General features: G+C 57.2%; 1 protein-coding gene. It reads right to left on the reverse strand.

The annotated features are described in order from the left end of the window. On the reverse strand, positions 1-201 hold a 201-nt coding region (locus JSN25_RS22090), incomplete at both ends, for a porin (RefSeq protein ID WP_233638153.1).

Here is a 201-nt window from a genome sequence, read left to right on the forward strand (position 1 = left end):
CAAGTTGGAGTTACGGTAGGTTGCGAGACCGCCGTTACGCTGGGAGAAGAACTGGTCAGAAGCAGCGGTATCACCACCGAATTCTGGCAGCATATCGGTGTAACCCAGCGCATCGTATACGACGCCGTAGTTACGACCGTAGTCGAAGGAGCCCGCGTCGCCGAATTTCAGACCGGCGAACGCCAGACGGGTTTTGTTGCC

The sequence above is a fragment of the Citrobacter cronae genome (assembly GCF_016893685.1).
Taxonomy (GTDB): domain Bacteria; phylum Pseudomonadota; class Gammaproteobacteria; order Enterobacterales; family Enterobacteriaceae; genus Citrobacter; species Citrobacter werkmanii.